Source organism: Pseudoxanthomonas sp. (assembly GCF_027498035.1).
Taxonomy (GTDB): domain Bacteria; phylum Pseudomonadota; class Gammaproteobacteria; order Xanthomonadales; family Xanthomonadaceae; genus Pseudoxanthomonas_A.
Genome location: NZ_CP114978.1, coordinates 3,151,138 through 3,172,679, shown reverse-complemented (window position 1 = coordinate 3,172,679; position 21,542 = coordinate 3,151,138). Strand labels below are relative to the sequence as shown.

The window sequence follows — 21,542 nt, the reverse complement described above, 5'->3', positions numbered from 1 at the left end:
GCTCAGATGACCGCTCACACCGATGTCGCGATCCTGGGAGGCGGCCTGGCTGGGCTGGCCCTGGCCCTACAACTCAAGCGCCAGGACCCGGGCATCGCGGTGAGCGTGATCGAACGCCGCGCCCATCCGGTGCGCGAAGCCGCCTTCAAGGTCGGCGAATCGACCGTGGAGATCGGCGCGCATTACTTCGCCCACGTGCTGGGCCTGCGCGAGCACCTGGAGACCGAGCAGATCCGCAAGTTCGGGTTTCGCTTCTTCTTCTCCGAAGGCCAGCAGCACATCGACCAGTGCACCGAGCTGGGCGTGAGCCAGCTGCTGCCGACGCCGTCATGGCAGATCGACCGCGGCCGCTTCGAGAATTTCCTCGGCGAGCAGGCGCGCGATGCCGGCGTTGAGTTCATCGATGGCGCCAGCGTGCGCGGCGTGGACCTGGCCAGCGGCCAGGACGATCACAGCGTGCGTTACGAGCGCGGCGGTGAAGCCGCGCAGCTGGCCGCGCGCTGGGTGGTCGATGCCAGTGGCCGCGCCGGCATCCTCAAGCGCAAGCTCGACCTGGCCCAGGCCAACGACCACAACGCCAATGCAGTGTGGTGGCGCGTGGACGGTTTCGTCGATCCCAACCAGTGGTCGGACGATCCGCAATGGCTGGCACGCTGCAATCCGCCGGACCGCTGGCGTTCGACCAACCACATGTGCGGGCCGGGCTACTGGTTCTGGCTGATCCCGCTGTCCTCCGGCGCGCATTCGCTGGGCATCGTCTGCGATGCGGACATGCATCCGCTGGACACGATGAACACCCACGAGAAGGCGATGGCCTGGCTGCGCGAGCACCAGCCGCGCGTGGCCGCCTCGCTGGAAAAGAGCGAGCACACGCTGCAGGACTTCCTGTTCCTGCGCCACTTCTCCTACGGCTGCAAGCAGGTGTTCTCCGGCGACCGCTGGGCGCTGACCGGCGAGGCCGGCGTGTTCCTGGACCCGTTCTATTCGCCGGGCAGCGACTTCATCGCCATCTCCAACACCTACGTGGCCGACCTGATCGCGCGCGATCGCGCCGGCGGCGACTTCGCGCCCTACGCCAACATCTTCAACCAGCTGTATTTCAGCTTCTATGAAAACACCCTGACGCTGTACCAGGATCAGTACCCGCTGTTCGGCGATGCGCAGGTGATGCCGGTCAAGGTGATCTGGGATTACACCTATTACTGGGCACTGCTGGCGCCGCTGTTCTTTGCCGGCCGCCTGACCGATGTCTCGCTGCTGGGCCGGCTGCGTCCGCTGCTGCTGCGCGGACGTGCGCTGAACATCGGCCTGCAGGCATTGCTGGCCGACTGGGGCAGGCGCAATACCGCCGCGTCGCAGCCGCTCACCGACGGCCGCATGCTGGACCAGTACATCATCGGCTGGTTCCACGAAATGAATCGCGCGCTGATCGACGAGTTGGATGCCGACGCGTTCAACGCGCGCCTGCAGTCCAACGTCGCGCGCATGGAATGGCTGGCCGGCGAAATCCTGGCGCGCGCACGCGCGCACCACGCCGACATCGACGACCACGGCCTGACGGCCGTGCTGAGTGGCGTGCCGATCCGCGAAGAGTCACTGGATCCGGCCTGGTACGCCGACATCGCCTGAGCCCGGTTTCGCCTGCGTCATCGCGCGAGGTCACGCCTGCTGCAGGCGTTGCCTCGCAGCGTCATCGGCGAGCAGCAGCACGACACGGCGTCGCGCGATGCACACAACACCGCGCCGGTTCAGGACAGCGCGACCGACGGCGGTGGCTTGGCCACATAAACGCAGTCGCCGCCGAGGCGGCGCGCGTGCTGCATCGCGCCCTCGGCACCCTTGACCCAGTCGCCCGGTCCATTCCAATGTCCCGGCCAGATCGCCACGCCCACGCTGGCGGTGCATTGCAGTTCTGGGTATTCGTCCAGCGCGACCTGGCGCACCCGCATGCGCATCAGCTCACCGAGTGCGGTGGCCAGTTCGGGATCCATGCGTGGCAGCAGCAGTGCGAATTCGCTGCCGGCCCAGCGCGCCGGCATGCCGTTGTCGCGCGCGGCGTCCTTGACGATCTCGGCCACCGCGGCCAGTACCGCCTCTTCGACCGCGGGCGCGTAGCTCGACTGCATTGCAGCCGCCTGGTCCAGCCGCAGCAGCATGAGCGCCGCGCCGGATTCGTCCACCGCCGGGATGCGCACGAAGGCGGATACCTGCACGTTCAGCTGCTGGCGCGTGGGCAATTCACCCCGCACGCCCAACCGTTCGAACGACGCCAGCTCCCGCCCCTGATGCGCCACGCGCACCGACAGCCGGCGGCTCAGGATGCTCAACGCCAGCGGATAGACCGCCAGCAGCGGCAGGCATGCCAGCGTTACCCGCTCGCTCACGCCGAAATCGATAGCGCCACCGCGGGCCAGCAGCGTGATCATCAACGCTGCCACGAAAGCAGGCACCGCGCGCCGCACCAGTAGCCAGCCGCCAGCGGCATAGCGGTCGGACAACAGGATCGATGCGACCAGCACGCTGGGCAGCGCGCCGAGCTGCATCAATGCCACCCAGAAACCACCGGCGGCTGCGTCCAGGGTCAGGCTCCACAGTTCGACATTGGTCGGCCTGCGGGCACGCAGGCCGAACCACCAGGCCAACTGCGGCCAGAGCAGCACATTGGCGGCCAGCGCGACCCACAGCCACGGTGGGGTGTCGCGCTCGGACAGGAACGCGGCAATGGGCACCGCGGTCAGCACCACGCCCAGCATGCGCATGCGGTGCATGCGGCGGACGAAGCGCATGCCCCGCGTACTTTGATCGCCTACCGGCGCCGGAATGTGATGTGACATGACGAACCCGAGCAAGGCCTGCACGGAGTCCGCGAACGGCATCAGGTGTCCCCTGCCGTTCGCCCCCCTGTCGCTATGGTGCCCTAAGCGGGCCCGTACCGTCGCCGGGCGCGGTCATCTGCGAAACACGCGACTCAGCCCATCCCGCCGTTGATGCCGATGACCTGGCCGTTGATATAGCCGGCCGCATCCGAACACAGGAACGCCACCAGCGCGGCGACTTCGTCCGGCTTGCCGGCGCGGGCCGCGGGCACGATCTGCTTGAGCACCTCGGGCGGGAACTGTTCGCCGACCATCGCGCTTTCGATCACGCCTGGCGCGACGACATTGGCGGTGATACCACGACTGGCCATCTCGCGCGCCAGTGATTTGGTGGCGCCATGCAGCGCGGACTTGGCGGCGGCATAGTTGGTCTGGCCGCGGTTGCCGGTGACCGCGGCCACCGAGGACACGCACACCACGCGGCCCCAGCGCGTGCGCGCCATCGGCAGCAGCAGCGGCTGGGTGACGTTGAAGAAACCATGCAGCGACACATCGATGACCCGATGCCATTGCTGCGCGGTCATGCCCGCCATCGGCGCGTCATCGTGGATGCCGGCGTTGTTGACGACCACCTGGATCGGCCCGGCTTCCAGCAGGGACGCCATCGCCGATGCACTGGCGTCCGCGTCGGCCACATCGAAGGCGACCGCTTCGGCGCGACCGCCCGCCTGCACGATGCCGTCGACCACCGACTGCGCACGTGGCAGTGCGATATTGGCGTGGACGATCACGTGGAAGCCCGCCGCACCCAGCGCAAGACAGATCGCTCCACCCAGGTCGCCGCTGCCACCGGTGACCAGCGCGCGGCGTTGAGGCTTTTGAATCGTTTCTGGAGTCATGCGCGACATGCTAGCAGCCGGAAAAAGCACGGTCGCATCGCCGGGGCTTTGCCTCTCTCCCCTGCTCGCGGGGAGAGGGGCCGAACGCGTCGAGTAGACCATTGCTCCTACGTGCCCAGCACCACCGAGGCGCGGCCTTCGGCCAACAAGCTGCCGGCGTGATGGATGCGGAAGGCGTACTGCTGGCTGTCATCGCCCTGCATCAGCACTTCGGCTTCGGCTTCCAGCGCGCCTGGCAGGTCATCCAGGGTGTCGACGTGCAACTGCACGCCGCGCAGCGCGACCAGCATCCCCGGGCGCACCGGCGCGCCACTGGCCTGGCCGAGCAGGCCGCCGTGCACGGCCATCGCCTGGGCGCCGTACTCGCACAGGTGCACTGCGCGCAGGCGACCGTGCGAACGCAGCGGATGGGCCGCGTCGCGATGGCCGGTGCTGCGCAAGGCGATGCGCGTGTCGTCCCAGCTGACGACTTCTTCCCACAGGCACATCAGGCCTTGGTGCGGAATGAGCGCGGCGATGGTCTCACGTCCGCGCATCGGCCACCTTCAGGGTCGGCTGGCGCGAGACCAGCAGCGCCAGCACGAAGTTGAACACCACGCCCATCGCCACGGTGGCGCCAATCGCGCGCAGCACCGGGATGCTGGACAGGGCCAGCAGCACGAACACCAGCAAGGTCATCAGGCTGCACACGATCAGCGCATGCAGGGTGCGGCGCTGGTCGCGCTCGTCGTCGCCGGCGTGATCGAAGAACAGTGCGTAATCCAGGCCCAGCCCCGCCCCCAGGATCATCGAGATCAGGTGGAACAGGTTCAGTTCAACGCCCATGCCGCGCAGCACCGCCAGGATCAACAGCACGCTCAGCCCCATCGGCAACAGCACGCGCACGATCCGGCGACGCTCGCGCAGGGCGATGCTCACCGCGATGGCCAGCAGCACCGCGGCCACGCCCATCGCCACCAGCACGCGGTGGTAGGTGTTGACCAGCGTGCGCGAGGCTTCGCGCAGGTCCATCAATTGCGCACCGGTGCCCTGCATCGCAGCGGCCAGCGCCTGCGGATCACGGATGCCGCTCATCGACACCAGCGCGGTGAAGTGGTCGCCGCCATCCAGCAGCAGGCCCTGCACCATCGACGCCAGCGGCGTGTCGGCCAGGTCGGCCTCGCGCAGCGGCTTGGCCGTGCGCGCCTGCTCCAGGTCGGCCAGGAACGGGGCGAAGACCTCGCTGCGGAACGGCGAGTCGACCAGCGCCGCATCGAGCATCGCCTTGGCCGCGGCCGGATCGGGCAACTGCTGCTGGCGCTGCTGCTGCACGGCCAGGCTCGGCAGGTAGCGTGCCGCCATGTCGTAGGCACTCAGCTCGCCCTTGGCCACCTGTGCATCCAGGCGCGGGCGCAGGGCTTCGGAGGCCTTCAACGCGCCTTCGCGCGTGGGCGCCTGCACGGCCAGCACGTACAGCACATCGGGCGCACCGAGTTCCTGGCGCAGGTCCTGGTCCTGCATCAGCGATGCGGCAGGCACCGGCGTCAGCTTGGACAGGTCGTTCTGCCAGAACGGCGTGGGCATGGCGACGACCACCACCGCGGCCACCACCGCCAGCACCGCCAGCGACCAGCGCGGACGCGGCAACTTGCCGATGGCATCGTTCAGGCGTGCCATCAATTTTGAATCGGCGAAATCGCGCGTGGCTGGGTCCAGCAACGCCGGCATCACGAAGCGCGTCAGCAGCGCCGCAGTGCCCAGGCCGCTGATGGTGAACACCGCCAGCTGGCGCAGGCCCTCCACGCCGGAAAAGAAGAACGTGATGTAGGCGATGCAGGTCGAGACCACGCCGGTCGCCAGGGTCGGCCACAGGTGGCGTGCGTTGGCGCGTGGGTCTAGGCCCGGTCGCTGATGGCTGAACAGATGGATTGGATAGTCCTGGACCACGCCGATCAGGGTGAAGCCGAACGCCAGGGTGATGCCATGGACCTGGTCGAAGCACAGCATCACCGCGACCATGCCGGCCAGGCCGGCGCTGGCCAGCGGCAGCACGCCGAGCAGCGGCGTCTTCCAGCTACGGTAGGCGACCAGCAGCAGCACGATCAGGCCGACCGTATCGAACACGCCGATCCACTGCGTCTCGGCCTGGGTGCGGGTGCTGATCTCCACCGAGAACGCGCCTGGCCCGGTCAGCAGCAGCTGGCTGTGCGTGCCCTTGGCGATCTCGTCGAAGGCGGCATTGATCTCGCCCACCGCCTGTTGCTGGCCATTGGGATCGAAGCCACCGGAGATGGTCTGGGCGACCAACAGCGCGCGCTTGCCGGCCTTGTCGAACCACACGCCTTCGATCTGCTGCGGGGTCTTGGTCGGCTGCAGGCTTTCGGCCACGTGCAGCAGTTCCAGGGTCGGGTCGCGCGGCAGCAGCGGCTCGATCATGCCGGCAGCCGGTGACCCCAGGTCCTGCACACGCTCGGCCAGTTCGGACTTCAGCGTGGCCGCATCCAGTCGATGCTGGTCGTAGCGGTCGCTCAGCAGGAACCGGTACGGCAGCCACTTGGCCGGGATGGCATCGGCCGGCGACTCGCCGCCGTTGGTGATCATCGCGAAGGCGTCGTTGTCGGCGTCCAGCTTGACCCGCAGCGCCTGCGACTGGCGCGCCAGCGTAGCCGGGTCGCTGCCGGAAATGGCCATCAGCAGCAGGCGCGAACCCGGGCCTTCGCCCAGTTCGTCCAGCAGCAGTTTCTGCGCGGGCGTGCGCGCCTCGGGCATGAACTTGCGCAGGTCACCGGACAGCTTGATGGTGTTGCCCAGCCAGGCACCCAATGCAAGCAGCAACACCAGCCACAGCACCGCCAGGCCGGTCCGCGCGAAGGCAGGCAGCCTCACCCGTTGTGGCCGCGGCAGAGTGCGGTCAGGGCATCGGCCTCGCTGACCTTGGCCGCCGCCTGGGCCGCGCCGGCCAGCAGGGTGCGCTGCACCTCGCCCTTGTCACTGGTGGTTTCGATGCAGCGCAGTTCCGCGCCCTTGCCGTACAGCTGGATGTCGCGCACCGGCGCCTTGGCCGCGGCAGCATCCCTGGGGTCCAGCTTCAACTGCCAGGCCTGGTGAGTGCCGGCGGCGCTGAGCGCGTAGTGCTGTTCCAGCTCGGTCGCATCGCCGGACAGCAGTGCACCGAAGCCGCGCTGCAGATCGGCCAGTTCCGGCGCGCGCGACAGCGAGAAGGTGCGCGGCTTCTTGCCGTCGCGTTCCAGCGTGGCCTGGTCGCCCTTCAAGGTGATCTTCTCGTGGTAGGGCGCGGTGACTTCGCGCACCAGCGTGGCGTCGGCATCGCGTGCGTAACGGCCCTCCACGCGCAGTGGCGTCTTCAGCAGGGCCGAGCCGCGCAGTTCGACGAACTGGGTGGTGATGGCGCCGGGCCGGGCGATCTTGGACAGGATCCAGGCCGGGTCGGCCTGCTGCCCCGCTGTGGATTCAGGCGACGCGGCGGACAGCGGTCCGGCGCTGCACAGCAGCGTCAGCATCAGCATCCAGGTCCGCTTGGACGCTGCCTTCGACATGCTTGGTGTTCCAGAAATCATAGAAATTGAACCAGTTGTAGGGCGCAAGCCGGGCGTAATGCTCCAGCCGTTCGGCATAACCACGGATGAGCGCACCCAGGGTCGCAGCGCGGTTGCGGCGCGAAACCTCCAGGCCCTCGCTATAGACCTCGAACGACAGCGAATAATGCGCCTTGCCGTGGTACAGGCCGAAGGCCAGCACCACCGGCACCTTGAGCAGCGCGGCGATCAGCCAGGGCGAGGTCGGGAATGGCGCCTGCGCGCCCAGGAACTGGGCCGGCAGCGTGGCGTCTTCCGGTCGGCTGCGGTCCACCAGCATCGCGACCGGGTGGCCTTCGTCGGTGGCCTGTTTGATGGCCATCACGATCGACGTGCTGTCCATGCTGGCATCGATGATGCAACTGGCCAGTTGCGGATTCAGCGCACCCAGCAACTCGGTCAGGGCCGGCGCCTGGGCCTTGTCCAGCACCACCCTGAGCTGCACGTCGGGGCGCTTCTGCGCCAGCACCCGCAGCGCGTCGAAGCTACCCAGGTGCGAGCCGAAGATCAGCAGGCCACGGCCCTTGTCCAGCTGCGTGTGCAGATTTTCCAGGCCGGTGACATCGACCCGGAACTGGTCCATGCGGCCACTCAGCAGGAACACCCGGTCCAGGATCACCGACGAGAACGTGTGGATATGGCGGGCCGTCTCGCGCCAGCCCGACGGCCGGCCCAGGACACGCGTCAGATATGCACGCGAGGCATGGCGTTCGGGGCCGCGCACCAGCATGAAATACGCGGTGATCGGGAGCAACAGCGTGCGCGCCAGGCCACGACCGCCGTGGCAGGCGATGCCGCGCAGCAGCCACAGCGCGAATTTGCCGCCGCCCTCGGGGCGTTGTTTCCAGGTGCTGTTCATGCGATGTCCTCCGCAACCGCGACGACTTCGCCACTGGCCAGCAGGATATCCCCGCGCAGCACCTTGAAACGCCAGCGCGGCGCCACGCCGTCAAGCGCGATACAGGCGATTTCACCCGGCAGCAGCGGCTGCAGGAACTTCACCTGCGGCAGGCGCAGGCCACCGCGCAACGGGCCGTGCAGGGCTTCGACTGCCTCCAGGACGTGATCCAGGACCAGCACGCCGGGCACGATCGGACGGCCGGGAAAATGCCCTGGCAAGGCGGGATGGTCGTGCGGGACTGCGAATTCCATGGACCGGCTGCTTAGATCCGCGGTTCCAGCATCGTGCGCACCGACTCGTGCGCACGCTGTGTGAGGGTCTGCCGGTCTAGCAGCGCGCCGCCGGCATCGACCACCTGGATCGGTGCACCGATCCGCAGGCGGATCGTGCCCGGACGGGCGCGGAAGAAGCCCTGCACCGGCAGCACCTTGCCGCAGCCATCGATGGCCACCGGCACCACCGGCACGCCGGCGTCGATGGCAGCCTGCAGCAGGCCGGCCTTGAATGGCGCCAGCGCGCCGGTGCGGCTGCGGGTGCCTTCGGGAAACAGGCACAGATTCTGGCCCTGGCCCAGCAGCGCGGCCGCCTTGCGCCGGACCAGCGCACCGGCGCGGCGGCTGTCGCGGTCCAGGAACAACATGCCGGTGGCCTTGGCGTACCAGTTCACGAACGGCACTTTGAGCATCTCGGCCTTCAGCAGGAACCGCAGCGGCACCGGCACGGCCATGTACAACACGCAGATGTCGATCACCGACTGGTGGTTGGAGACCAGCAGGTGCGGCCGTGACCAGTCGATGCCCTGCCCGCCTTCCACCACCAGCTTGATGTTGCCGCCCTTGCCAGCAGGCCGGGCGCCCAGCAGGTGGCGGCCATGCGCAGCACTCGCTCGGGCTTCACCCCCACCGCGCGCAGCAACAGCGCCAGGGTGATCCAGGTGGCCGTCCAGGCCAGGGTGAAGACCAGTTGCAGTGCGTTGAGGACGCTCCAGCCAAGATTGCCGGAGGCCCGCGACGACTGCACATCCATGTTGTCGGTCGAGGTGCTCATGTGCGACAGGATACCCGGCCACCGCCCGCTTGGGCGGCATGGATTTGCGTTTTCTTAACGGTGAATGCCGCTGCTGGCGTGAACGGTGTTCGCTGGCGCCAGCCACCGGCGCCAAGCTGGTTCAGCGCAGCACGTCACGCCAGAAGGCCGGACCCAGCCGCGCCATCTGGCGCGCGAAGTCGAGGAAATTCCGGTACGGCCGCACCGGGAACCAGCGCGAACGCAGCATGTACTCGCCGACGAAGAAACCGCCGATCACGCCATAACTCAGCAGGTTTGCGAACAGCGACGCCTGTTCATCGGCAATGGCCAGTGGCGGTACCCGACCCAGCTGGGCCAGCACGCCGCCGGGCACGGCCCACAGCCCCAGCAGCAGGTTGACCACCGTCATGCCCGCCAGCAGGCCCGCCCAGCAGAGGGTCAGCCGGCGCGTATACACCCGCTGCGCGGACGACAGCGCCTGCCCGGCCTGCGCATACAGGCCCGAGACGATCCGGGTGATCAACGGCGTGCGGCCGGCCCGCAGACTGCGGCCGAAGAACCACGCCACCCAGCCGGTGAACACCACCGGCGGCGCGGTCAGCAGCAGCAACGCGCGCGGCGAATGCCACAGCGGCACCAGCGCGGACAGCAGCGCGGCGGCCAACAGCCAGGCCCACCAGCGCAGGCGCGCGATCGGTTCGATCAGCAGCATCAGGACCAGCGCCACGCCGGCCAGGACGGCCAGTTCGCTGCGACCGGACGCATTGGCCCAGTGCGCCAGCGGCGAATAGCCCACCGCCAGCAGCAATGCCACGCCCAGCGCCCACGGCGGGGCGCCGGGATCGGCTGCGGGCGCCGACGCGCTGATCTCAGGTGGTCTTGTTGGCCTGGACATGCGCCGACAGCGTGCGCAGCGAAGCGAAGATGCGCTGGTTGTCCTCGCTGTCCGAACGCAGCTGGAATCCGTATTTCTTGCCGATGGCCAGCGCCAGTTCCAGCGCGTCGATCGAGTCCAGGCCCAAGCCGGTGTTGAACAGCGGCGCGTCGGGATCGATCTCGCCGGCATTCACGTCTTCCAGGTTCAGGCTCTCGACCAGCAGCTCGGCCAGTTCGTGTTCTGCGGCGGTTTGGGCGGACATGCGACAAGGCTTCCAATGCGTGAAGGTGCGACACGATGGTGCATCGGGCGCGCCCGCGCAACCGTGGGACGCGCGCGGGGCGCAAGCTATGATGACGCCCTTGTCAGGACTGCCACACGCGAAGGTTCGCACGCATGACTCCCGTTGAAGCCGTGATCGCCACGCCCGCGGCCGATGCCGCATCCCACGCCGACACATCATCGGAGCGCACCCCGCAACCGGCGCCGGACGTGCTGATCATCGGCGGCGGCCCGGCCGGCAGCACCGCGGCCATCCTGCTGGCCCGCGCCGGCTGGCGGGTCACCCTGCTGGAAAAGGCGCGCCACCCGCGCTTCCACATCGGCGAGTCGCTGCTGCCCATGACCATGCCGCTGCTGGAAAAGCTGGGCGTGATGGAGGACATGCGTGCAATCGGCACGCTCAAGCTGGGCGCGGATTTCCCCAACGACGCCGGCACCTACAACACCTTCCGCTTCGACAAGGCGCTGGATGCCAAGCGCGGCTTCGCGCTGCAGGTGCCGCGGGCCAAGTTCGACCAGATCCTGTTCGAAAAGGCGCGCAGCGAGGGCGTCGATGCCCACGAGGAAACCACCGTCACCGCGGTGGCCTTCGAAGGTGACCAGCCGGTGGTCCAGGCGCGCCAGGGCCAGCGCACCCTGGAGATCCGCCCGCAATGGCTGCTCGATGCCTCTGGTCGCGATGCCTTCCTGGGCAGCCGGCTCAAGGTGCGCCGCAAGAACGCCGATCACCAGTCCGCCGCGGTGTTCAGCCACTACATCGGCGTGGCCCGGCGCGAAGGCGATGACGCCGGCAACATCAGCATCTACCGTCATCCGCATGGCTGGATGTGGCTGATCCCGCTGCCCGACGATGTGATGAGCGTGGGCGCGGTGTGCTTCCCGGATTATCTCAAAACCCGCAGCGGCGACCTGGAAGCCTTCCTGCACGAAACCCTGGCGCTGCACCCGGAAGTGACCACGCGCATGGCCGGCGCGCAGCGCGTGGCACCGGTCCATGCCACCGGCAACTACGCCTACGATTCCACCCGGATGAGCGGGCCGCGCTGGCTGCTGCTGGGCGATGCCTATGCCTTCGTCGATCCGATGTTCTCCTCAGGCGTGCACCTGGCCATGCACAGCGCCGACCAGGGCGCGGCGATGGTCGATGCCGCGCTGCGTGCGCCGCAGCGTGCACCGGCCATGCGACGCGCCCTGCAGCGGCGCCAGGATGCGGGCACGCGCGAGTTCAAGTGGTTCATCTACCGCTTCACCTCGCCGACCATGCGCCTGTTGTTCGCCAATCCGCGCAACGTCCTGCAGATTGAATCGGCCGTGGTGGCGATGCTGGCCGGCGATGTGTTCGATTCGCCACGGGTGAAGCGGCGCCTGCGGCTGTTCCGCCTGATCTACGGCATCAATGCCCTGTCGATGGTGCCGCAGGCGTTCAGTGCCTGGCGCCGGCGCCGGCGCCAACCTGCCGAAGGCTTCAGCGGCGACACCTTGCAGCCGGGCCAGGCAGGCGACGCATGAGCCAGCCGCAAACCACGCACGCCCCCCGACCGGTCGATGCCTCGCACCTGAGCGTGGACTACGTGGCCGCCGAGGCGCTGGACGCACTGCTGGCCGACGACCAGGTGCTGGCGGTGTTCGGCTTCGGCCCGGACGCGCCGGGCAGCGACGATCCGCGTTACCTGCGCGTGCCGCTGTCCCCGTATGGCGCCGCGCCGCTGGAAGTCTGGCGCAGCACCCGACCGGTGGTGCGTGGCCGCGACGGCGCGGTGGCCTGGGCCAGCGACGGCACGCTGCAGTTCGGTGCCATCGAGGTCGACGAAGTCGATGGCGACATCGAAACCGCCGGCGAGCAGGCCTATGCCCTGCTCTCGCAGTTCCTGCCGGGCAGCGCCACGCCGCACCTGCTGCGCGTCTGGAATTACCTGGACGCGATCACCGACGGCGAAGGCGACGACGAGCGCTACCGCCAGTTCTGCGTCGGCCGCGCGCGCGGGCTGGGCCAGTTCGATGACACCCATCTTCCAGCAGCCACCGGCATCGGCCGCGTCGATGGCGTGCGCACGCTGCAGGTGTACTGGCTGGCCTGCAACCGCCCCGGCACACCGGTGGAAAACCCACGCCAGGTCAGCGCCTATCGCTATCCGCGCCAGTACGGCCTGCAGTCGCCGAGTTTCGCCCGCGCGATGCTGCCGCCGGCCGGCGTCGAGACGCCGATGCTGCTGTCCGGCACCGCCGCGGTGGTCGGCCACCAGACCCTGCATCCGGAATCGACCGAGGCACAGCTGGACGAAACCTTCGCCAATTTCCAGGCACTGATCGCCAGCGCGCATCGGCATGCACCGTCGCTGCCGGAAGCGTTCGACCCCGCCAGTCGGCTGAAGGTCTACGTGCGCGATGCGGAAGAATTGCCGCTGGTGGCGGCGCTGCTGGACGCGCGCCTGCCGGCCAGCGTGCCGCGCCTGCTGCTGCATGCCACGATCTGCCGCCGCGACCTGCGGGTCGAGATCGACGGCGTCCACGGCGCGTAGGAACCACTGTCTCCTCAAATCTGGCCACGGCCTCCCTGTAGAGCGGAGCTCGCTCCGCTGGGGCCTTTCCCACGAACCGGACCAGGAGCAGCAGAGCCAGCTCCGCTCTACAGGTGGGAGCCGCTTCAGCGGCGACGTGACCTTGCGGGAAAGCCCTTCACCGTTGGAGCGGCTCCCGCGATGTCGGGGAGATCCTCTATAGGAAGCGGCCTTACTTGCTGCAGGCCTGCGGTTCGATATCCGAGGTGCCGCCGTCGCGCGAGAACGTGCTGCCCGGCTCTGCCGCAATCGGCGCGGCCCAGTCCTGCCGCCAGCGCGCGGCCTGTGATTCGGCCTGGGCGATCTGCGCCGCATCCATGCCCCTGCGCAGCGCATCGATGCTGCGATTAACGGACGCCTGACGCATCGATGGCCTGCCGTTGGCGCTGCTTTCGGCAGTGAACGCGCGCTGCGCCTGCAGGTACAGCGCCAGGGACTTACCTGCATCCGGCGTCACCACCTGCGCCAGGTAGGTGCGCCGCCCGGTATCGCGGCTCGGCGAATACGCGGCCGCCAGCGCCAGCGTCGCGCGCGTGCTGCCGCGTTGCGCGGCCTGCAATGCAAGGCTCTCGGCCTCGTTGCGATAGACCTGCAGCTGCGGCAGCAGATCCAGCGTGTCGCGGGTGCGGAACGCGTTGCCGACCGCGTACTGGGTCAACGCCGGCAGGCTGCCGCCCAGGGCCGCGCTGCGCCACAGACTGGCGCGTTCGGCCGGTGAAACGAACGGCACGCCGTCGCATTGCTCCGAAGCCTGCAGCAACTGCTGCCCGCGGTCAGCAAACATGCGGTCCGTGCTTTCACGCCTTTCCGCAGTGGCCTGCGGATTTCCGGCCACCATTTCTTCCATGCCCATGCGTCGATCAAGCTGCTCGTCGAACTGCGCCAGCTGCACGCGCACGCGCTCGCACTGCTCCAGCTCCGCCGCCAACCGACACGCCGCCCGCGCATCGCCACCGTTGGCGCGCTGCTTCAGCCCATCGAACACCAGCCGCAACGGCGTGCCGTCGTCGGGCAACGGTGTCTGGACGGCACTCAGGCGCGCGATTCCCGGGGTGGTCGAGTCCGGCTGCTGCGCGACCACATCCGCAGACACCGTCGGCGCGCCAGCCGGGGTCGCACGTCCACGCCACCACAGTGCCAGGCCAGCAGCGACGGTCAGGAAGACGACCACGGCCACGATTGAATCACGACGCGAAACGCCCATCAGGTGGCCCTCGGCATGTCCATGTCCCCCAGCAAGCGCAGCAGATCCACGCGCGGCAGTTTGCCGGTGTCGGTGCGCGGGAGCGTGTCGACGAAGCGGATCCTGCGCGGCAGGAACACCGGGTCCATGGCTTCGCGCAACGAGGACAGCACGTCGCCTTCGGAAAGCCCCATAGCGACCACCAGTGCGACGATGCGGCGCACCTTGCCGGGGCTGTCGAGCTGGACCATTACGCCATCGCGCACGCCGGGCACGGCCAGCAGGCGGCGGGTGAGATCGCCGAGCGAGGCACGCTTGCCGGCGATTTCCAGCAGGTCGGCCTGGCGGCCACGCAGGTGGAAGCGGCCGTCGGCCTCGACTTCCATCAGGTCGGCCAGTGCCACCGGCTGCGGCAGGTGCGGTGCGTGGATCAGGCAGCCGTCGGGTTGTGGCTGCACGCTCACGCCGGGCAGCGGCGTCCAGGCGGCATCCCATGCGGTGCGGCGGGTGGCGAAGATGCAGGTTTCGGTCGAACCGAAGATCTCGCGCACCTGTCCGCCGAAGCGCACTTCGGCTGCCTGCGCCAACCCCTGCTCCAACGGCGCGGTCGCCGACACCCAACCTGCGATCCGTGGCAGCGCGATACCCGATTCGACCAGCGCGCGCAGGTGCATGGGCGTGGAAATCAACATGCGCGGCGACGGCACCTCGGCCAGCGCGCGCGCCACATCCTGCGGGAAGAACGGACGGCCGCCATGCAGCGTCGCATCGGTCAGCAGTGGCACCAGGATCGACTGCTCCAGCCCGAACATGTGCTGCGCCGGGACCGTCGCCACGATGCTCGGCGCCCGCCCGCCCCACAGGTCGGACATCGCAGCGACCAGCTGCGCGGTGCTGGTGCGGAACTGGCCCAGGGTTTTCGGGAACGCCTTCGGCGTGCCGGTGCTGCCGGAGGTGAAGGCGATGGCGACGGTGACGTCGTCAGCGATCTGCGGAAGTTCGCCATCGGCTTCGTCCAGCGTGTCGGGCATGCGCCAGTAATGAGCCGGTTCGGTGTCCAGCGGACCATCGCCGATGGCGTAAGTCGCCGGCTGGCGCTCCATCACGCCCTGGACCACGGCCGGCGCGCGCGAGGGCGGCAGCAGCGTGACCTGGCCGCGCAAGGCGACCGCGCAGAACGCGACCATGAAACGGTAACGGTCTTCGCACAGGTTCACCGCGTGCTGCCCGGCGGGCAGCTGCCCGGCCAACGCACGCACCTGCGCGTGGAAGCTGCGCAGGCTGACCGTGCGCCCATCGGTGTGGGCGATGATCCGGTCCAGAGGCCCGGTGCCCAGCGCGCAGCGTCCTGCTGGGCGAAGGTCTGCTTCGATGACGGCCGACATGGCTTCCTGAAATCCTCGCATCGCCAACGTGGCGACGTTGCCTGTTCCGTTCCCGCGCCTCAGCCTTCCAGCAGGCGCAGCGCTTCGTGGCGCGGCAGCTTGCCGGTTTCACCACGCGGCAGCGCGGCGACCAGGCGGATGCGGCGCGGCAGGAACACCGGATCCATCGCCCCACGCAGCGCGTCGAGCAACTGGTTTTCGGTGAGGTCCGGCGCGACCACCAGCGCAGCGATGCGCCGCACGCCCATATCGTCCGGTTCCAGCTGCATCACCGCGCCATCGCGCACACCGGGCACGGCCAGCAGGCGACGGGTCAGGTCACCGAGCGAGGCACGCTTGCCGGCGATTTCCAGCAGGTCGGCCTGGCGCCCGCGCAGGTGGAAGCGGCCGTCGGCCTCGACTTCCATCAGGTCGGCCAGCGGCACCGGCTGCGGCAGATGGCGCGCGTGCACCAGGGTGCCATCGGGCTGTGGCTGCACCCACACGCCGGGCAGCGGCGTCCAGGCGGTTTCCAGTGCGGTGCGGCGGCGGGCGAAGATGCAGGTCTCGGTCGAACCGAAGGTTTCGCGCAGCTCGCCGCCAAAGCGCGCTTCGGCCGCCTGGGCCAGCGCCTGCTCCAGCGGTGCGGTCGCCGAGACATAACCGGCAATCGGCGGCAGCGACACGCCCGATTCGACCAGCGCGCGCAGGTGCACCGGCGTGGTCACCAACAGGCGCGGCTCGGGCATCTGCGCCAGCGCCTGGGCCACGTCTTCGGGGAAGAACGGCTTGCCGCCGTGCACGGTGGCGTCGCTGAGCAGCGGCATCACCACCGACATCTCCATGCCGTACATGTGCTGCGGCGGCACGGTGGCGACCAGGCTGGGCGTGCGTTCGCCCCACAGGTCGGCCACGGCGCTCAGGTTCTGCGCGTTGCTGGTGCGGAAGGCAGCCAGCGTCTTGGGGAAGGGTTTGGGCGCGCCGGTGCTGCCGGAGGTAAAGCCGATCACCACCACCGCGTCGTCGGCCACTTCCGGCACCGGGCCCGCAAGCTGTTCCAGCACCGCCGGCATGCGCCAATAGCCGCCGGGCGTGGTGCCGTCAGCCGCAGCGTCGCCCAGCGCGTAGCTGTCGGCGTGGCGCTGCATGACATCCAGCACCACCGCCGGCGCGCGCGAAGGCGGCAGCAGGGTGATCTGGCCACGCAGGGCGACCGCGCAGAACGCCACCAGGAAGCGGTAGCGGTCCTCGCACAGGTTCACCGCATGGCGGCCTGCCGGCAGCTGCGCGGCCAGGGCGCGCACGTGCGCGTGGAAGGTGGCCAGGTCGATGGCCTGGCCGCCACTGCGGGCGATGATGCGGTCCAGCGGGCCCACGCCAAGGGCGCACATGCCTTGCGCGCCGGGCGCTGGGTGGATGACGGCTGACATAGAAGGTCCTGCTTCCCCATTGCGATCCGGCGCAACGATGCCGGAAGTCCGGTCGTACTTTGGCCGTTGGAGGCCGGCCGGGCAAGCCGCGATGTTCAGATTCGGCGCCTGCCCGCGCCCGGTGGACATGACCTTGGGCCGGTGTGGCCGCCCGGACCCGGCTGCTACCCTTTCCCGCTTGCCTGTCTTCCCCGGATTGATCCTGCCGATGCGCTTGTCCGCCGCCGTGTTGTCCTGCCTGCTGCTGTCGCCCGCCGCCTTCGCCCAGGCGCCCACCGCGCCGCTGACCATCGAACAGGTCATGGCCGACCTGGACTGGATCGGCCCGCCGGTCGAGGACGCGCGCTGGACCTGGGACAGCCGCGGCGTGGAATACGACCTGAAGCGCAACGGCTCGCCGATTCGCGACACCTTCCGCCAGGACGCCAACGGCAGCGGTGCGGCCACCCGGGTGTCCGACGACGCTCGCGACACCCTCAACACCACCGGCGCGGTCTACGACGCCAAGCGCCAGCACCAGGCCTTCGTGCGCAATGGCGACATCTTCGTGCGCAACCTGCGCAGCGGCGCGCTGACCCAGCTGACCCGCACCCTGGAACAGGAAGCCGCGCCGCAGTTCGGCAGCGACGGCGCGCTGGTCTGGCGCGTGGGCAACCAGTGGTTCCGCTGGAATGGCAGCGCCGTGGCCCAGGCCGCCCAGGTCAAGGCCGAGGACGATCCGGCCAAGCCGCAACCCGAGGATCTGCTGCGCGACCAGCAGCTGCGCACCCTGTCCACGCTGGCCCACGACAAGCAGATGCGTGACGCCCTGCGCGCGCAGCAGGACAGCTGGCGCAAGGCCGACCCGACCCGCGCGCCGGCGCCGGTCTACCTGGGCACCAAGGTCCAGATCGATGACACCGCGCTGTCGCCCGATGGCCAGTGGCTGCTGATCGTCACCCATGACAAGAGCGCCGAGGCCGGCGACGCGGGCAAGGTCCCGCAATACGTGACCGAATCCGGCTACGCCGAGCAACAGGAAGCCCGCACCCTGGTCGGCCGCAACTCGCCGGTGCCACAGGCACTGTGGCTGGCCGACATGCGCACCGGCACGGTCAAACCGCTGTCCTTCGATGCCCTGCCCGGCATCACCACCGATCCGCTGGCCGAGTTGCGCAAGGCCGCTGCCAAGCCGCCGCTGAAGGGCGACCGCCCGCTGCGCGTGGAAAGCGACGGCGACGGCGGCAGCGCAGCGATCCACTGGAGCAGCGATTCACGCAACGTCGCGGTGCTGTTGCGGGCCACCGACAACAAGGACCGCTGGATCGCTGGCGTCGACCTGGGCAACGCGCGCCTGCAGGTGCGCGACCGCCTGACCGATCCGGGATGGATCAACTGGGCATTCAACGACTTCGGCTGGATGCCGGACAACCAGACCTTGTGGCTGCTGTCCGAAAGCAGCGGCCATTCGCAGCTCTATACCCAGCGCGGCGGCGACAAGGCCAAGGCGCTGACCACGGGCCAGTGGGAAGCTTCCGCGCCGGTGCTGTCGGCCAATGGCGACGGCTTCTATTTCCTGTGCAACCGCGCCGCGCCCGGCCGCTACGAGGTCTGCCAGGCCGACCTCAAGACCGGCAAGCTGGCCGAAGTCACCGCGCTGGACGGCGGCGTGGAAGGCTTCACCCAGTCGCCGGACGGGCGTTCGTTGCTGGTCCAGTACTCGGCCAGCTACCTGCCGACCCAGCTGGCCGTGGTCCCGGCCGGCGGCGGCCAGGCCAAGGTGCTGACCGACACCCGCACCGCCGCGTTCAAGGCCCAGCCGTGGGCCCAGCCGCAGCTGGTGCAGGTACCTTCGAAGCACGGCGCCGGCACGATCTGGGGCAAGTACTACGCGCCGGCGCAGATGGTGCCAGGCAAGCAATACCCGATCGTGATGTTCGTGCACGGTGCCGGTTACCTGCAGAACGCCATCGCCGGCTATCCGCCCTACCCGCGCGAGCAGATGTTCCACAACCTGCTGGTCCAGCAGGGCTACATCGTGCTGGACCTGGATTATCGCGGCAGCGCCGGCTACGGCCGCGACTGGCGCACGGCGATCTACCGCAACATGGGCCATCCGGAACTGGACGATTACCTGGACGGCCTAGACTGGCTGGTCGCCAACCACCAGGGCGACCGCGCGCGCGCTGGCATCTACGGCGGCAGCTACGGCGGCTTCATGACGTACATGGCGTTGTTCCGGGCGCCGGGCGTGTTCAAGGCCGGTGCCGCGCTGCGCCCGGTGGCCGACTGGACCCAGTACAACCACGAGTACACGTCCAACATCCTCAACACCCCGGATATCGATCCGCAGGCCTACAAGACCTCCTCGCCGATCGAATACGCCGACGGCCTGCAGGACCGCCTGCTGATCGCCCACGGCATGATCGACGACAACGTGTTCTTCAAGGACTCGGTCGACATGACCCAGAAGCTGATCGAACTGCACAAGGACCACTGGTCGATCGCGCCCTATCCGCTGGAGCGCCACGGCTTCACCCGTGCCGATTCCTGGCTGGATGAATACAAGCGCGTGCTGAACCTGTTCGACGACACGCTGAAGCCCACGCCGTAAACCGCGACACACCGGGTGCGTCGATTGTCGTGCCCGGTGCCGCAGCCCACACTGACCCCATGAACGCACCGCCGCCGCTGCCCGGTTCGACCGCACACGCACCACCGCCCAATGCAGCACAGGGGTTCGTGACCGTGCTGGCCTGGCTCACCATCGCGCTCGGCGCACTGGGCGTTGGCTCGGGCGTGTTGCAGCTACTCCCGGCGCAGGCCGCGAACGACCCCAACCTCCAGCTGCTGATGGATGCACTCAGGACCGGCACGCTTCCGCTGCCGCCGATATTGCGCTGGACCATGGCCCACAATCTCGAGCTCAGCCTGGCCAGCATCGCGTTGTCCGCGCTGACGCTGTGGCTGGGCTGGGGCCTGCTGCGGCGCCGGGAATGGGCACGCCTGGGCTTCATCGCCTCCCTGGTCGCCGGCACGGTGCTGACCTTCGGCATCGTCTGGCTGGTGCCGGCGTTGATCGAGCAGACGCTGTCGTTGCAGCCTGGCCTGCAGTCGCCCGGCCAGCCGCTGCCTCCGGAGCTGGCCAGCATGAAGACCATCGCCACGGTGTTCAGCGCCGGCATCGCGGTGGTCTTCGCCGGCCTGCACGGCGGGATCATCTGGAAGCTGTGCACGCAGGCCGTGCGCGTGCAGTTCAAACCCATGCCCTGACGCCACGAGCGGATTGATCGCGATCAATGCGGTCGCGCAGGCGGCCTTTACACTGCACGCATGAACAGCATCGACACCGTCCGCGACTACCTCACCGGACTGCAGGACCGCATCTGCGCGGCCATCGAAACCGCCGACGGCAGCGCCCGCTTCGTCGAAGACGCCTGGACCCGCGAAGGCGCGGGTGACGCTGGCGCAGCGCTGCTTGGCGGCGGCGGGCGCACCCGGATCCTGCGCGATGGCGCGGTGTTCGAGCAGGCGGGCATCGGATTCTCCGACGTGTCCGGCAGCAGGCTGCCGCCCTCGGCCACAGCCGCGCGGCCCGAGCTCGCTGGCGCATCCTGGCGCGCGGTGGGCGTGTCGCTGGTGTTCCACCCGCGCAATCCGCACCTGCCCACCACCCACGCCAACGTGCGCCACTTCCGCGCCGAGCGCGAAGGCGAGACGGTGGCCTGGTGGTTTGGCGGCGGCTTCGACCTGACCCCGTTCTACCCGGTCGACGAAGACGTGCGGCACTGGCACCGCACCGCACGCGACCTGTGCGCGCCTTTCGGCGGGCAGGCGCGCTATGAAGCGCACAAGCGTTGGTGCGATGAGTACTTCTTCATCAAGCACCGAAACGAGACGCGCGGCGTGGGCGGGCTGTTCTTCGACGACCTGCACGGCGATTTCGAACGCGATTTCGGCTACATGCAGGCCGTGGGCAACGGCTTCCTCGACGCGTACCTGCCGATCGTCGCCGCGCGCAAGGACACGTCGTACAGCGAGCGCGAACGTGCTTTCCAGCTGTACCGGCGCGGCCGTTACGTGGAATTCAACCTGGTCTACGACCGCGGCACCCTGTTCGGCCTGCAGAGCGGCGGCCGCGCCGAATCGATCCTGATGAGCCTGCCGCCGAACGTGCGCTGGGAATACGGCTATGCGCCCGAGCCAGGCAGCGCCGAGGCGCGCCTGGCCGACTACCTGGTGCCACGCGACTGGCTCTCCGAGTCGCCGGAGAAATAAACCGCTTGACTTACTTTTTTTTGTAGAGCGGAGCTTGATCCGCTGGGAGCTCTATCGACCATTTTGCCGAAGAGCAGCGGAGCAAGCTCCGTTCTACATGGCGTATCGCTTCGGCGACAAACGACGCGCATAAAAAAGCCCCGCAGAGCAGGGGGAGCTCAGCGGGGCCAGGGTACGGGGACCTGGGGAGGGGCCCTTCGTACCAGAGGACCGGCCCCCCAGGGGATGGGGAGGGCGATCCGCGACAGACCTTGCATCTGTCGAGGGCTATAAGAGCATTCCCAACATGGATGAATCGTGAAGATTCCAGTTAAAAACCCGTTGGATTTAAGGCATATTCAGATCATAAACTCTTCAGTTCTGAAACTATT

At 68.5% G+C, this 21,542-nt stretch carries 18 protein-coding genes and 1 pseudogene; 6 read left to right on the top strand and 13 right to left on the bottom strand.

The genetic code is table 11. The features are described 5' to 3' along the window. Positions 1 to 6: 6 nt before the first annotated feature. The gene (locus O8I58_RS13825; RefSeq protein ID WP_298317155.1) at positions 7 to 1,629 is read left to right on the top strand and encodes an NAD(P)/FAD-dependent oxidoreductase; all 1,623 of its coding nucleotides are present in this window, start codon (positions 7 to 9) and stop codon (positions 1,627 to 1,629) included. A gap of 119 nt (positions 1,630 to 1,748) precedes the next feature. Here the strand turns inward: O8I58_RS13825 and O8I58_RS13820 are convergent, their stop codons facing one another. The 10 genes and pseudogenes from O8I58_RS13820 to O8I58_RS13775 all read right to left on the bottom strand — a co-directional run bounded on the left by O8I58_RS13820 (position 1,749) and on the right by O8I58_RS13775 (position 10,359). After that, the gene (locus O8I58_RS13820) at positions 1,749 to 2,786 is read right to left on the bottom strand and encodes an MASE2 domain-containing protein (RefSeq protein ID WP_298317153.1); all 1,038 of its coding nucleotides are present in this window, start codon (positions 2,784 to 2,786) and stop codon (positions 1,749 to 1,751) included. A 182-nt stretch (positions 2,787 to 2,968) separates the two neighbouring features. Further along, positions 2,969 to 3,715, bottom strand: coding sequence for a 3-oxoacyl-ACP reductase FabG (gene fabG / locus O8I58_RS13815; RefSeq protein ID WP_298317151.1), 747 nt, complete (start codon positions 3,713 to 3,715; stop codon positions 2,969 to 2,971). 107 nt (positions 3,716 to 3,822) lie between these two features. Continuing rightward, positions 3,823 to 4,251: a hotdog family protein gene (locus O8I58_RS13810; RefSeq protein WP_298317148.1), complete on the bottom strand. Its 429-nt coding sequence runs from the start codon at positions 4,249 to 4,251 to the stop codon at positions 3,823 to 3,825. Next, positions 4,238 to 6,580, bottom strand: a complete 2,343-nt coding sequence (locus tag O8I58_RS13805; protein ID WP_298317145.1) for an MMPL family transporter — start codon at positions 6,578 to 6,580, stop codon at positions 4,238 to 4,240. The genes O8I58_RS13810 and O8I58_RS13805 overlap by 14 nt, the downstream gene beginning before the upstream one ends. Then, complete coding sequence (locus tag O8I58_RS13800; RefSeq protein ID WP_298317142.1) at positions 6,577 to 7,215, bottom strand: LolA-related protein; 639 nt, start codon at positions 7,213 to 7,215, stop codon at positions 6,577 to 6,579. Before O8I58_RS13800 ends, O8I58_RS13805 begins: the two co-directional genes overlap by 4 nt. Further along, complete coding sequence (locus O8I58_RS13795; RefSeq protein ID WP_298317140.1) at positions 7,166 to 8,149, bottom strand: lysophospholipid acyltransferase family protein; 984 nt, start codon at positions 8,147 to 8,149, stop codon at positions 7,166 to 7,168. The genes O8I58_RS13800 and O8I58_RS13795 overlap by 50 nt, the downstream gene beginning before the upstream one ends. Beyond that, a complete protein-coding gene (locus O8I58_RS13790) occupies positions 8,146 to 8,442 on the bottom strand; it encodes an ApeI family dehydratase (protein WP_298317137.1) in 297 nt (98 codons plus the stop codon). Before O8I58_RS13790 ends, O8I58_RS13795 begins: the two co-directional genes overlap by 4 nt. 11 nt (positions 8,443 to 8,453) lie before the next feature. Continuing rightward, positions 8,454 to 9,217, bottom strand: a pseudogene (locus O8I58_RS13785) (lysophospholipid acyltransferase family protein). 142 nt (positions 9,218 to 9,359) lie between these two features. Beyond that, a complete protein-coding gene (locus O8I58_RS13780; RefSeq protein WP_298317133.1) occupies positions 9,360 to 10,115 on the bottom strand; it encodes a COG4648 family protein in 756 nt (251 codons plus the stop codon). After that, positions 10,090 to 10,359 carry an ApeE family acyl carrier protein gene (locus tag O8I58_RS13775; protein ID WP_298317131.1) on the bottom strand — a complete coding sequence of 90 codons (270 nt, stop codon included), beginning with the start codon at positions 10,357 to 10,359 and terminating at the stop codon, positions 10,090 to 10,092. Before O8I58_RS13775 ends, O8I58_RS13780 begins: the two co-directional genes overlap by 26 nt. A 134-nt stretch (positions 10,360 to 10,493) precedes the next feature. On the opposite strand from O8I58_RS13775, the gene O8I58_RS13770 reads away from it, so the two are divergent. Continuing rightward, a complete protein-coding gene (locus O8I58_RS13770; RefSeq protein WP_298317128.1) occupies positions 10,494 to 11,888 on the top strand; it encodes an NAD(P)/FAD-dependent oxidoreductase in 1,395 nt (464 codons plus the stop codon). Continuing rightward, the gene (locus O8I58_RS13765) at positions 11,885 to 12,898 is read left to right on the top strand and encodes a chorismate transformation FkbO/Hyg5 family protein (protein ID WP_298317126.1); all 1,014 of its coding nucleotides are present in this window, start codon (positions 11,885 to 11,887) and stop codon (positions 12,896 to 12,898) included. The genes O8I58_RS13770 and O8I58_RS13765 overlap by 4 nt, the downstream gene beginning before the upstream one ends. Positions 12,899 to 13,109: 211 nt before the next feature. On the opposite strand, the gene O8I58_RS13760 is transcribed toward O8I58_RS13765, so the two are convergent. The 3 genes from O8I58_RS13760 to O8I58_RS13750 are packed head-to-tail and all read right to left on the bottom strand — an operon-like array spanning position 13,110 to position 16,875. Continuing rightward, complete coding sequence (locus O8I58_RS13760; RefSeq protein WP_298317117.1) at positions 13,110 to 14,141, bottom strand: hypothetical protein; 1,032 nt, start codon at positions 14,139 to 14,141, stop codon at positions 13,110 to 13,112. Further along, entirely contained in the window at positions 14,141 to 15,505 is a 1,365-nt protein-coding gene (locus O8I58_RS13755; RefSeq protein ID WP_298317115.1) for an AMP-binding protein, read from the bottom strand. The genes O8I58_RS13760 and O8I58_RS13755 overlap by 1 nt, the downstream gene beginning before the upstream one ends. 59 nt (positions 15,506 to 15,564) lie before the next feature. Beyond that, positions 15,565 to 16,875, bottom strand: coding sequence for an AMP-binding protein (locus O8I58_RS13750; RefSeq protein ID WP_298322986.1), 1,311 nt, complete (start codon positions 16,873 to 16,875; stop codon positions 15,565 to 15,567). Positions 16,876 to 17,122: 247 nt separating this feature from the next. On the opposite strand from O8I58_RS13750, the gene O8I58_RS13745 reads away from it, so the two are divergent. Genes O8I58_RS13745 through hemF form a run of 3 tightly spaced genes read left to right on the top strand, consistent with a single transcriptional unit; the run spans position 17,123 to position 21,171 of the window. After that, positions 17,123 to 19,507, top strand: coding sequence for a S9 family peptidase (locus tag O8I58_RS13745; RefSeq protein ID WP_298317113.1), 2,385 nt, complete (start codon positions 17,123 to 17,125; stop codon positions 19,505 to 19,507). A 59-nt stretch (positions 19,508 to 19,566) separates the two neighbouring features. Further along, positions 19,567 to 20,166, top strand: coding sequence for a hypothetical protein (locus O8I58_RS13740; protein WP_298317110.1), 600 nt, complete (start codon positions 19,567 to 19,569; stop codon positions 20,164 to 20,166). 60 nt (positions 20,167 to 20,226) lie between these two features. After that, positions 20,227 to 21,171, top strand: a complete 945-nt coding sequence (gene hemF / locus O8I58_RS13735; RefSeq protein WP_298317107.1) for an oxygen-dependent coproporphyrinogen oxidase — start codon at positions 20,227 to 20,229, stop codon at positions 21,169 to 21,171. The last annotated feature ends 371 nt before the right edge of the window (positions 21,172 to 21,542 follow it).

Excerpts from the sequence above, each read along its gene's own strand:
- O8I58_RS13825 (WP_298317155.1), top strand. The coding sequence starts at position 7 with ATGACCGCTCACACCGATGTCGCGATCCTGGGAGGCGGCCTGGCTGGG.
- O8I58_RS13820 (WP_298317153.1), bottom strand. The coding sequence starts at position 2,786 with ATGCGCTTCGTCCGCCGCATGCACCGCATGCGCATGCTGGGCGTGGTG.
- fabG (WP_298317151.1), bottom strand. The coding sequence starts at position 3,715 with ATGACTCCAGAAACGATTCAAAAGCCTCAACGCCGCGCGCTGGTCACC.
- O8I58_RS13810 (WP_298317148.1), bottom strand. The coding sequence starts at position 4,251 with ATGCGCGGACGTGAGACCATCGCCGCGCTCATTCCGCACCAAGGCCTG.
- O8I58_RS13800 (WP_298317142.1), bottom strand. The coding sequence starts at position 7,215 with ATGCTGACGCTGCTGTGCAGCGCCGGACCGCTGTCCGCCGCGTCGCCT.
- O8I58_RS13795 (WP_298317140.1), bottom strand. The coding sequence starts at position 8,149 with ATGAACAGCACCTGGAAACAACGCCCCGAGGGCGGCGGCAAATTCGCG.
- O8I58_RS13790 (WP_298317137.1), bottom strand. The coding sequence starts at position 8,442 with ATGGAATTCGCAGTCCCGCACGACCATCCCGCCTTGCCAGGGCATTTT.
- O8I58_RS13780 (WP_298317133.1), bottom strand. The coding sequence starts at position 10,115 with ATGTCCAGGCCAACAAGACCACCTGAGATCAGCGCGTCGGCGCCCGCA.
- O8I58_RS13775 (WP_298317131.1), bottom strand. The coding sequence starts at position 10,359 with ATGTCCGCCCAAACCGCCGCAGAACACGAACTGGCCGAGCTGCTGGTC.
- O8I58_RS13770 (WP_298317128.1), top strand. The coding sequence starts at position 10,494 with ATGACTCCCGTTGAAGCCGTGATCGCCACGCCCGCGGCCGATGCCGCA.
- O8I58_RS13765 (WP_298317126.1), top strand. The coding sequence starts at position 11,885 with ATGAGCCAGCCGCAAACCACGCACGCCCCCCGACCGGTCGATGCCTCG.
- O8I58_RS13760 (WP_298317117.1), bottom strand. The coding sequence starts at position 14,141 with ATGGGCGTTTCGCGTCGTGATTCAATCGTGGCCGTGGTCGTCTTCCTG.
- O8I58_RS13755 (WP_298317115.1), bottom strand. The coding sequence starts at position 15,505 with ATGTCGGCCGTCATCGAAGCAGACCTTCGCCCAGCAGGACGCTGCGCG.
- O8I58_RS13750 (WP_298322986.1), bottom strand. The coding sequence starts at position 16,875 with ATGTGCGCCCTTGGCGTGGGCCCGCTGGACCGCATCATCGCCCGCAGT.
- O8I58_RS13745 (WP_298317113.1), top strand. The coding sequence starts at position 17,123 with ATGCGCTTGTCCGCCGCCGTGTTGTCCTGCCTGCTGCTGTCGCCCGCC.
- O8I58_RS13740 (WP_298317110.1), top strand. The coding sequence starts at position 19,567 with ATGAACGCACCGCCGCCGCTGCCCGGTTCGACCGCACACGCACCACCG.
- hemF (WP_298317107.1), top strand. The coding sequence starts at position 20,227 with ATGAACAGCATCGACACCGTCCGCGACTACCTCACCGGACTGCAGGAC.